Origin of the sequence: Sphingomonas sp. (assembly GCF_031380695.1) — a bacterium.
Lineage (GTDB): Bacteria > Pseudomonadota > Alphaproteobacteria > Sphingomonadales > Sphingomonadaceae > Sphingomicrobium.
Genome location: NZ_JANMWY010000258.1, coordinates 17,898 through 27,883, shown reverse-complemented (window position 1 = coordinate 27,883; position 9,986 = coordinate 17,898). Strand labels below are relative to the sequence as shown.

Here is a 9,986-nt window from a genome sequence, read left to right as displayed (position 1 = left end):
GCTGCGCGCTCGGCAACGCCCAGATCGTGCCGTTCCGCCACAACGACATCGAAGCGATGGAAAAACGGCTCAAACGCATCCCCGAGGGCGCCGGCAAGCTGGTCGTATTGGAAGGCGTCTACTCGATGCTGGGCGATGTCGCGCCGCTGACCGAAATGGTCCGCGTCGCCAAGGAAAACGGCGCCATGGTGCTGGTCGACGAAGCGCATTCGATGGGCTTCATCGGCGAGCATGGCCGCGGCGTCGCCGAGGCCCAGGGCGTGATCGACGATGTCGATTTCATCATCGGCACCTTCTCCAAGTCGGTCGGCACGGTCGGCGGCTTCTGCGTTTCCAACCATCCCAAGTTCGAGATCTTGCGGCTGGTGTGCCGGCCCTATGTGTTCACCGCCTCGCTGCCGCCGTCGGTGGTGGCGACCGCGGCGACCTCGATCCGCAAGCTGATGCACGGATCGAACAAGCGCGCGCATCTGCTCGAAAATTCAAAAACCCTCCACGGCGGACTGAAAAAACTCGGTTTCCAGCTGGGCACCGATACGCCGCAGTCGGCGATCATCGCGGTCATCATGCCCGATCTGGCGAAGGGCGCGGCGATGTGGGAGGCGCTGCTCAACGAGGGGCTATACGTCAATCTGGCGAGGCCGCCGGCAACGCCGGGTAACATGACCCTGCTGCGCTGCTCGCTCTGCGCCGAGCACAGCGTCGAGCAGGTCGGGCAAATCCTGACGATGTTCGAAGCGGCGGGACGAGCGACAGGTTGTATCGGCTAGGCCGAGCCGCAAGGCTTTCGCTCGGATTGCAAGACGGGTAGACGGATGTCATGACTTCGGGGGACGATCAGGCGTTCGACTGGCGCCGCGGCGGAGCCGTTGCGGTCGGCATGATCGCGACGCTGATCCTGATCGGCATGGTGTTCCTTGTCGCCGTGTCGAACCGCGCCCGCGACGATGCGCTCGAGCGCGAGCGCCACGCCTATGACATCAACCTGCTGACCCGCAGCGTCGATGCCTCGCTGGTGCGCGCCGAAGCGGCACTCGGCACTTTCGTGCTCGATGAGGATGTCCAGGGCACCGGCCACCTCTATTACAGCCAATGGCAACTGGCCGGGGACCAGATCCGCCAGCTTCGGCGGGAATCGGCGAATGATCCCGGGCAGCGTCGCCGGGTCGCCGACCTCCAAAAGATCTATGATGCCCGCAGCCAGGAATTTTCGACTGCGGCCAGTGCCGTTACGGCCAAGCAGGGGACGCTGGCGATCAACCTTTATTACCAGGCGACCAAGTCCCCGACCGGCCCGGCCCTGCGCGGAAAGCTGACCGAGATTGCCGACAGCGAACGCGCCGCGCTTAAGGCGCGGATGGAGCAGACTAAATTCTTCTCCGCCGAAGCCGACCGGCTGACCGATTATCTCAGCCTGCTCGGCGTGCTGGCCGGGCTCGGCGCGGTGTTCGTCGGCGCGATCGCGTTCCAGGCGATGCGCCAGAATGCGTTGGCCAAGCGCGAAGCCGAGAGCGAATACGAGCGAAGCCTCGCGCTCGAAACTGCGGTCGAGGACCGTACTCGCGAACTTCGCCATGCCAACGCCGCGCTTAAGGCCGAAGCGATCGAGCGCCAGGCGGCCGAGGCCCAGCTGCGCCAGGTCCAGAAGATGGAAGCGGTCGGCCAGCTGACCGGCGGCATCGCGCACGACTTCAACAACATGCTCGCCGTCGTCGTTGGCGGGATCGACCTGGCCCGCCGCCGGTTGAACGGGCCGCGACGCGAAGTGATGCTCCACCTCAACAATGCGATGGAGGGCGCAACCCGCGCCGCCGCGCTGACCCGGCGATTGCTGTCGTTCGCCCGGTCCGAGCCGCTGTTGCCCGAGCGGGTCGACGGGTCGGCGCTGGTCGCCGGCATGTCCGACCTGCTCGACCGGACGCTCGGCGAGCGAATCACGGTCGAGACGAAGCTTGATCTCAAGGCATGGCCGACCTTCGTCGATCCGCACCAGTTGGAGAATGCCATCGTCAACTTGGCGGTTAACGCGCGCGACGCGATGGACGGCACCGGCAAGCTGCTGATCGAGACCGCCAACGTCACGCTGGGTGCCAATGCCGTCGGCGATATCCAGCCGGGCGATTATGTCCGCATTTCCGTCACCGATACCGGGTCGGGGATGACCCCCGATGTGATCGATCGCGCGTTCGAACCCTTTTTCACGACCAAGCCGGTCGGCAAGGGCACCGGGCTCGGCCTCAGCCAGATTTTCGGTTTCGCCCACCAGTCGGGCGGCGAGGTCGGGATCGAAAGCCGGCTCGGCAAGGGCACGACCGTGTCGATTTATCTGCCGCGCACCGAGAGTGCCGCGACGGTCCGGCTTCACTCGGCGACCCAGCGCGGCAGCGAGGCCGAGCTGACCGTCCCCGGCGCGCGCATCCTGCTGGTCGAGGATGATCCGCGAGTCCGCGCGGCCACGGTCGGCGCGCTCGAAGACCTCGACTATGACCCCGTCGCCTGTTCGAGCGGGGCCGAAGCGATCGAGCTGTTCGACAGCGCCGACTTTGACCTGGTTATCAGCGACGTCGTCATGCCCGAAATGACCGGTCCGGAAATGGTCCGCATCCTCAAAAGCATGCGGTCCGACGTCGCGATCCTGTTCGTCACCGGCTATGTCGGCGATGGCGAGAGCGACGACCTGATTGGGCATGACCTGCTGCGCAAGCCGTTCACGGTCGGCGCACTGGCCGGCGCGATTGCCCGCTCGCTAAGCGGTCATGTCAGCGAATCGCCCCAGAGCGGAGGAGCCGCGGCAGCAGGCTGATCGCGGCCAGCAGCGGGTGCCGCCGCTGCCACGGCTTGATCTCGATCTGCGTGCCGGCGTGGCGATTGATCTTCCACGCGATATAATCGACTCCGCCGGCAAAGGTCGCGCTGGCCTTCGCGAGGCGAGCGACCGACAGCGCCTTTCCCTCGATCCGCCGCCGGGTCCAGCCACTCGTCCCGGGTACGGCCAGCGCCATCGCCGGCGCGGTGAAGCGGCGGTAGCGATCGGGATCAGCATCGACCACTGAGCCGCTACGCCCCTTGCGCTCGGCGCGGAGCTCGGCCGAATAGGTCAGGGCGAAAGCGCGCCGCCACATGTCGAGCTCATCTGCCAGCGGTGTGAGTGGCGGGAGCGCCGAACCGAGCAGGGTCGGCGCGGCGCGGGCGACCGCAGCCACCGAACGCTCGCGCGCCGTCTCGTCGCTGGCCCAGACCAACCGCGACGGCTGGGCAAAGCGCGCCCACACGGACACGCCGCGCGTCTCCGGGCCGTTGAGCCGGTGGAAATCCGCTTCGCTTAGCACGGCATATTTGGCCGCCAGGCCATCGGCTTCGAACGGGAAAACATTGGGCGGGATCAGGCGGTTGGCGAGCGCCAGCCAGCGCTTGTCGTAAGCGGCACGATAGTCCGACACGATGAGGTAGAAATCGAGCATTAGCCCGTCGAGCTGGGCCTCGCGCAGGCACGAGCCGTAGAACAGTACCGCCCGCGATGCCGCGCCATGCTTCGCCGCAATCGCTTCGGCCAGCCGAGTGACGCGCGCATCGACCGGCGCGCCCAGCTCGGCGCGGACGAGGTCGACCAGATTATCCGTCATGGGTTCAGGCGGCGAGACGGACGAACGACAGTGGCAGCGTCGGCCGCAGCGTGATCGGGCTGCCAATCTCGGCGCGGAACGTCTCGCCGTCGAGGATGACGTCGGAGGCGTCGCCCTCAATCGAGATTTCATCCGAGCCCTCGAGATGGACGCCGTCGATGTGACCGCGACTGAGCTTGCCGAGCAGGCTGGCGATGAACGCGCGGATCAGCAGAAACGGGCGCTGCTCGACCGCGATCAGCCGCAGCCGCCCGCGACTCGCCTCGCCGACGTCAGACGTCAGCAGCAATTTCTCGAGCGTGGTCACCAGCAACAGAGTGAATTTCCCGCTGAGCTTGCCGTCGATGCGGACCGAGACGCTGAGCTGGCTCGGTGCGGGCGGCAGGAAGCTGAGCTTCAGCCCGAACAGCTGCCGCACGACCAGCGCGATCGCCGCCAGCACATGGCTGACCCCGTTCGGCAGGCCGAGCGGGTAGATCTTGTTGCGGCAATACAGCATCGTGTCGGCGAGTCCCGCGCCACCAAGGAACATTCCGATCACTGGCTGGCCGAGGCCATCGCCGTGGCGCAGCGCGATCAGCTCGCGCGGGACGAGGTGGGCGGCAAGGTTGCCCTGGGCAATCGCGACCAGCCGCTCGAACGCCGCAACCGGGTCGCCGTGCGAGCCCAGGTCGAGCGCGATGAGGTTGGTCTTGCCGCTCGGCAGCACCGCGACCGGCGGCGGGTTCTCGCCGAAATGACCGCCATTGTGCAATTCGGTCAGCGCCGCCTGGACGGTGCCGTCGCCACCATTGATGACCAGCATCGCCGGCTTGATCCGGGCAATGGTCCTGAGCGCTTCGCCGATCTGATCGACCCGCTCGACTTCATAATGGAAGATGTCAGGATGCGCCGCGCAATAGGCGCGGACGCGCGGCAGCTGCGCGATATTGCCGGTCGATCGAGGATTCGACAGCAAGGCAATCCGCGCGCGACCCATCAGCTTCTCACCGGCCCGATCGACAGGCCACGGGCGTAGAGCAAAGTGATCGAGGTCCGCACTGGCCCGTTACCGACCCGGAACCCGGTCTGGCGGAAGGCGGGCTTCAGGTTGAAGATACTCAGCTTGGGATTGCGCGAATAGCCGCCGCCGTCACCGCGATCCTTCTGATTGTCGCCGCTGACGTCGTGAAAGATCGCCACGGCGTAAAGGCCGGGCGCAGGGACGGCGATGCACACCTCCATCGGCGCGCCGGAGCGGACCGGCACGACGACGTTGCGCAGCTTGCCATTGTGGACGAGGTAGCGCGCCGGATCGCCGTCGTAGAGGGTGACCTTGAGGGTACCGCTGGCCTGCTTGAAGCCGCTGACGACCACCGCGACCGAAGGCTTGCCCGATTCGCATACGGCCGCATCCGACCCAACCGGCGCGGCCGAGACCGCGCCGCTGATCGACAAAGTGGCAGTAAGAGAGAAAAGAAGACCGAATTTCCGCATGATTTTCCAAACCGCTTCGCTATGAGCACAAGGACGGCAGCGCCCACAGCGGGCACTCTGCCCCGTTGCGCGTTGTCGGCCCAGTTTGCGGCCAAATCATGGTGTTGGGACGACATTATCTTGCCCGGCTTGATCGACCGATATCTGGCGCGAAGCATCGCCGTCCCGCTGATCGGCACGCTGGTGCTCGCGTCGATGCTGTTCGTGCTCGACAAGATGCTGCGGCTGTTCAGCTTCGTCATCGATGCCGGCGGGCCGGTCAGCGTGGTGTGGCAGATGCTGGCCAACATGCTGCCGGAGTATTTCGCGCTCGGCATTCCGATCGGCCTGCTGCTCGGCATCCTCCTCGCCTTCCGCAAGCTGGCCAATTCGTCCGAGCTCGACGCACTGCGCGGGATCGGCATCGGCTACGGTCGGCTGCTGCGCGTGCCCTATGTCTTCGCGGTCGCGCTGACCCTGCTCAACCTCGCGATCGTCGGCTATATCGAGCCCTGGGCGCGCTATCGCTATCAGCAGCTGCGCTTCGACCTCACCTCGGGCGCACTCGGCGCGTCCATCAAGGTCGGCGAGTTCAACCAGCTCGGCAAGCGCCTGACGCTTCGCATCGAGCGCAGCGACCTTGACGGGACCCAGCTCAAGGGCATTTTCCTGCAGGTCGACGACAAGCCGGGTTCGTCGATCGCCGCCACCGCGGAGGAAGGGCGCTTCCTGGCCACCGACGATCCTAACACCATCCTCTTCCGCCTCCACAAGGGTCGCCTCATCCAGCAGATGGACAAGTTCGCGGCGCCGCGCAGCCTGGCCTTCGAAAGCTACGACCTGCCGATCAACCTGCCGGCGATCGACAAATTTCGCGGCCGCGGGGCGGACGAGGACGAACTGACCTTGGTCGAAGTGTTCCGCCGCGCTTATGGACCGCACGGCCCGCCCGGGCTCGACCGCAACCCGGCGCAGGCCAACGCCAGCTACCGGCTGGTCGAGGCGCTGATGATGCTGGTGTTGCCGCTGCTCGGCATCGCGCTGGCGGTGCCGCCCAAGCGGAGCACCTCGTCGCTCGGCATTTTCGTCGCGATCGTGATGGTGGTGACCTATCACAAGATCAACCAATACGGTGAGCAAATGGGCGCGCAGGGCAAGATCGAGCCGCTACTCGCGCTGTGGGGGCCGTTCGTGCTGATGATCATGCTGGTGCTGTGGATGTACCATGTCGTCGCCCACCGAGTGGGCGGCCAGCCGATCGGAACGCTGGAGCGGTTCTTCGCGCGCATCGGCAAGATTGCGAAGAAGCTGTTCCGGCGGCGCCTGCCTGGCGAGCCCGTGGACGATGATGACGACGGACGGACGGTGACAGCGTGAGCATGATCAACCTCGATTTCATGCCGTCGGGGCCAATCGCGCGCTACACCGCCAGGCTGTTCGTCACGCGCACGCTGGCGGTGTTGGTCAGCCTGGTGCTGGTGCTGATGACGCTCGACCTGCTCGGCGAGAGCGGCAAGATCCTCGCCGCGCCGGGCAATGGTCAGGCCGAGCTATGGCACTATGTCGTGCTGCGCGTGCCCGGCCTCGTCGCCCGCTTCCTGCCCTTCTCGGCGCTGCTCGGCACGCTGATCATGTTCGCCGCGCTCAATGCCAACAGCGAGATTATCGCGATGAAGGCCGCCGGCGTGTCGGCGCACCAGATCCTCGCCCCACTGATCGTCGCGAGCCTGGGCGTTGCCGCCATCGCGTTCGCCTTCAATGAGACCGTCGTGGTCCACTCGATTCGCGCCCTCCAAGTGTGGAGCGACAATGACTACCGCGCCGTCCCCGCCGAAAGCGACATGATGAGCAATATCTGGCTGCTTGACGGCGACGATTTGATCCGCACGCGTAACGCCGCCGGGACCGGCCAGTCGCTCCATCTGTCGCAGATCACCGTCTATGAGCGCGACCGTGGCGAGCTGCAGCGGACGATCGATATCACCAGCGCCGCGCAGCTTCCCGGCGGCGGCGCACAGGGCTGGCGGCTGAAGGGCGTCCGCACCTACGATGCGGCGATGAACCTGGTCAGCAGCAAGCCCGAGGCGATCGGCTTCAAAGGCATCACGCCGGAACGCTTCACTTTGGCCAAGGTCGATCCGACCGAACAGGATTTCTGGACGCTGCGCCGTTTGATTGCCGAGCTCGAGGCCGCCGGCCGCCAGACCGACGAGGCGCGGGCCGGGTGGTGGCATAAGATCGCCGCGCCGCTGTCGACCCTGCTGATGCCCCTGCTCGCCGCGATCGCCGCCTTCGGGCTGGCGCGCTCGGGCCAGGTGCTACTGCGCGCCACGATCGGCATGGCTCTCGGCTTCGCCTATTTCGTGGTCGACAATTTCAGCCTCGCGATGGGCAATGTCGGCGTCTATCCGCCATTTCTCGCCGCTTGGGCGCCGTTCCTGCTGTTCCTACTGATTGGCGAATTCGTCCTGATCCGCTCGGAGGAATAAGGCGCTAGCTGGACCGACCGCCTCGCCACGAACTCGCCGCCAAGCGGGCGACCAGCGGCATCAATCCGCGATGGCTCGAGGCATGATAGACACTGTCCGCACCCAGCTCGGCGCACAGTCGGCGATGCGCCTTGCCCAGCGCATGATAGGGCACGCTCGGCAACAAATGATGTAGCCCGTGATAGCGGAGTCCGACCGGCGCCCACAGTGCGGGCAGAGTCGACGGCGGCGGCACGTTGACGCTGTCGAGATATTGGGCGGTGACGCTCATCGCGGCACCGTCATTCTCCCACAGATGGGCGACCAAAGTGCGGATCTGGTTGAGCAGCATCACCCCCGCCGCGATGCCGAGGAAGATGGCAAAACCGCGCAGTGGCACTATCCCGGACAAAACGAACGCCAGCAGTGAAATCGCCCACAGGCTCGCCGCCGCCTCCTGCCAATGCCAGATGCGCGCCAGCTCGCCCTCGGCCGGACGGCGGCGGAACAGCGGGTTGATCTGCAAGCCCGAAAAACGCTCGACGACGATCGTCCGCAATTTGGGCGACAGCAGCGACAGCGGCGTCAGCACGGCAAAGCGGAACAGCAAGGCGACGGGCGCGAGCATCGACGCGACCACGAACAGCGGCAGCGTCCACGGCTTCATCAGCGCGAGCGGCAGATATTCGGGGTCCTCGACCGTGCCGTAACGTGTCTTGGCATGGTGCAGCGTGTGGACGCCCTCGTAGAGAAAGCTCGGCACCAGCAGCGGAATGCCGACGATCAGGTTCCAGCCAAACCGGAACCCCGGCACTTCGCGGTGGCGGATGTGGGTCAGCTCATGGATGAAACTGCCCGCGCGATAGAGGGCAAGCACCGCCACGACCGCCGCCACAACCGCCAACCCGACCGGCTGCAACAGGATCGCCCCCGCCAGCCCGGCATAACCAACCGCTGCCGAAGCGAGCAGGTCGGCCCAGTAAATCCGCGCGTCGGCGGTGTTGTGATCACGCGTGACATCGGCGGCGGCACGCAGCAGGCGCTTGTCGTCCGCCACGCGCACGGCACCGCGAGCCGTCCCCGGCCCGGCCTGCGCCTCGCTGCGCTCCAGTTTCGCCATCTCGTTCATAGGTGCTTTCGGCTCACGCAATCGCAGTAAATAATGGCGCGATCATGGCGTCACAAGTGCGCCCCCGTAACGACCCGCCCCGCTACAGCCGGTCCAGCGCGTGCAGGATCAGCCCGACCAGGCCCCCCACCAATGTCCCGTTGATGCGGATATATTGCAGGTCGCGCCCGACCGCGTCTTCCAGCCGCGCCGTCACCGTCCGCGCATCCCACCCACGCACCGTCTCGCTGACCAGCTTGACGATCGAGCTGCCATAGCTCGCCGCCATCCCGGCCACCGCGCGCCGCGCAAACTGGTTGATCGCCCGGCGCATCTGCGGGTCATGCTCCAGGCTGGCGCCCATCGACTGGAGGATTTCGCCGAGCTTGCCGGCCATCGCCGCATCGGGATTGCGCGCCGCCTTGATCAGCGCCGCCCGCCCCTTCTGCCACAGCGTGTCGAGCCACAACCCGACTGATTTGTTGGCGAGCAATTCGTCCTTCATCGCCTCGACCCGCTCGCGAGTCTCGGGCTTGTGCTGCAGGTCGTTGGCGAGGTCGGCCAGCGCCTGCTCGACCTTCAGCCGCACCGGATGGGCCGGATCGGTGCCCATCTCGACCGTCAGCTTGCGCAGTCCATCGACCACCGCGTCGGCGATGCGGCTGTCGATCCCGGCCAGCTTCAGGATCCAGTTGGCCTTGCTGTGGACCATGTCGCGGATCAGCCCTTCGTTGGCCTCCAGCGCCCGCGCCATCCAGCGGATCGCCGCCTCCAGCATCGGCACATGGCGATCCTCATTGATCGCGCTGGCCAGCGCATGGCCGAGCAAAGGCGCCACCTCCATCGCCTTCAACCGCGACGACACCGCCCCCTTGACCAGCCCGCCCAGCCGCTCGTCGTCGAGGCTTTCGGCGAGGTCGGCGATCAGCCGCGACGCGCCGCGGCGGATGCGCGTCTCCTGCCCCGCCGGCGCCTGCAGGAAACGCCCCGCCGCTCCGGCCAGATCGATGTTCCGCATCCGCCGCGCCACCACCGGCGCGATCAGGAAATTCTCCTTGAGGAACGTCGCCAGCGCCTCGCCAATGCGGTCCTTGTTGCGCGGGATGATCGCGGTGTGCGGGATCGGCAGGCCGAGCGGGTGGCGGAACAGCGCGGTCACCGCGAACCAGTCGGCGAGCCCACCGACCATCGCCGCCTCGGCAAACGCCTTGACCCACGACGCGGCGGGATGGGCATGTTCGATCGCGCGGGCGGCGACGAAGACGGCGGCCATGACGACCAGCAGACCGGTCGCGATAAGCTTCATCCCAGATGCACCGGGCTGGGCTGGAT

General features: G+C 66.3%; 9 protein-coding genes. 4 read left to right on the top strand and 5 right to left on the bottom strand.

All coding sequences use genetic code 11. The features are described from left to right. Both RMN84_RS09375 and RMN84_RS09370 read left to right on the top strand, forming a co-directional pair. The coding region (locus RMN84_RS09375) for an aminotransferase class I/II-fold pyridoxal phosphate-dependent enzyme (RefSeq protein ID WP_309611906.1) at positions 1 to 770 on the top strand (770 nt) is incomplete at its 5' end. A 50-nt stretch (positions 771 to 820) separates the two neighbouring features. After that, complete coding sequence (locus RMN84_RS09370; protein WP_309611905.1) at positions 821 to 2,803, top strand: ATP-binding protein; 1,983 nt, start codon at positions 821 to 823, stop codon at positions 2,801 to 2,803. On the opposite strand, the gene RMN84_RS09365 is transcribed toward RMN84_RS09370, so the two are convergent. The 3 genes from RMN84_RS09365 to RMN84_RS09355 are packed head-to-tail and all read right to left on the bottom strand — an operon-like array spanning position 2,760 to position 5,099. After that, the gene (locus RMN84_RS09365) at positions 2,760 to 3,623 is read right to left on the bottom strand and encodes a hypothetical protein (RefSeq protein ID WP_309611904.1); all 864 of its coding nucleotides are present in this window, start codon (positions 3,621 to 3,623) and stop codon (positions 2,760 to 2,762) included. The two genes, RMN84_RS09370 and RMN84_RS09365, sit on opposite strands and share 44 nt — an antisense overlap. Positions 3,624 to 3,627: 4 nt before the next feature. After that, positions 3,628 to 4,602 (bottom strand): acylglycerol kinase family protein, encoded by a 975-nt coding sequence (locus RMN84_RS09360; RefSeq protein WP_309611903.1) that lies wholly within the window; start codon positions 4,600 to 4,602, stop codon positions 3,628 to 3,630. Beyond that, positions 4,602 to 5,099 carry a DUF2141 domain-containing protein gene (locus RMN84_RS09355; protein ID WP_309611902.1) on the bottom strand — a complete coding sequence of 166 codons (498 nt, stop codon included), beginning with the start codon at positions 5,097 to 5,099 and terminating at the stop codon, positions 4,602 to 4,604. Before RMN84_RS09355 ends, RMN84_RS09360 begins: the two co-directional genes overlap by 1 nt. A gap of 114 nt (positions 5,100 to 5,213) precedes the next feature. On the opposite strand from RMN84_RS09355, the gene lptF reads away from it, so the two are divergent. Both lptF and lptG read left to right on the top strand, forming a co-directional pair. Then, positions 5,214 to 6,455 (top strand): LPS export ABC transporter permease LptF, encoded by a 1,242-nt coding sequence (lptF, locus tag RMN84_RS09350; RefSeq protein WP_405051472.1) that lies wholly within the window; start codon positions 5,214 to 5,216, stop codon positions 6,453 to 6,455. Positions 6,456 to 6,457: 2 nt separating this feature from the next. Continuing rightward, on the top strand, positions 6,458 to 7,567 hold the full coding sequence (lptG, locus tag RMN84_RS09345; RefSeq protein WP_309611908.1) for an LPS export ABC transporter permease LptG: 1,110 nt from the start codon (positions 6,458 to 6,460) through the stop codon (positions 7,565 to 7,567). Between the two features lie 4 nt (positions 7,568 to 7,571). Here lptG and RMN84_RS09340 read toward each other — a convergent pair whose 3' ends face one another. Continuing rightward, positions 7,572 to 8,675, bottom strand: coding sequence for a fatty acid desaturase family protein (locus RMN84_RS09340; RefSeq protein ID WP_405051471.1), 1,104 nt, complete (start codon positions 8,673 to 8,675; stop codon positions 7,572 to 7,574). Between the two features lie 82 nt (positions 8,676 to 8,757). After that, positions 8,758 to 9,960 carry a DUF445 domain-containing protein gene (locus tag RMN84_RS09335; protein WP_309611900.1) on the bottom strand — a complete coding sequence of 401 codons (1,203 nt, stop codon included), beginning with the start codon at positions 9,958 to 9,960 and terminating at the stop codon, positions 8,758 to 8,760. Positions 9,961 to 9,986 lie beyond the last annotated feature (26 nt).

Excerpts from the sequence above, each read along its gene's own strand:
- RMN84_RS09335 (WP_309611900.1), bottom strand. The coding sequence starts at position 9,960 with ATGAAGCTTATCGCGACCGGTCTGCTGGTCGTCATGGCCGCCGTCTTC.
- RMN84_RS09360 (WP_309611903.1), bottom strand. The coding sequence starts at position 4,602 with ATGGGTCGCGCGCGGATTGCCTTGCTGTCGAATCCTCGATCGACCGGC.
- lptG (WP_309611908.1), top strand. The coding sequence starts at position 6,458 with ATGATCAACCTCGATTTCATGCCGTCGGGGCCAATCGCGCGCTACACC.
- RMN84_RS09340 (WP_405051471.1), bottom strand. The coding sequence starts at position 8,675 with ATGAACGAGATGGCGAAACTGGAGCGCAGCGAGGCGCAGGCCGGGCCG.
- RMN84_RS09370 (WP_309611905.1), top strand. The coding sequence starts at position 821 with ATGACTTCGGGGGACGATCAGGCGTTCGACTGGCGCCGCGGCGGAGCC.
- RMN84_RS09355 (WP_309611902.1), bottom strand. The coding sequence starts at position 5,099 with ATGCGGAAATTCGGTCTTCTTTTCTCTCTTACTGCCACTTTGTCGATC.
- RMN84_RS09365 (WP_309611904.1), bottom strand. The coding sequence starts at position 3,623 with ATGACGGATAATCTGGTCGACCTCGTCCGCGCCGAGCTGGGCGCGCCG.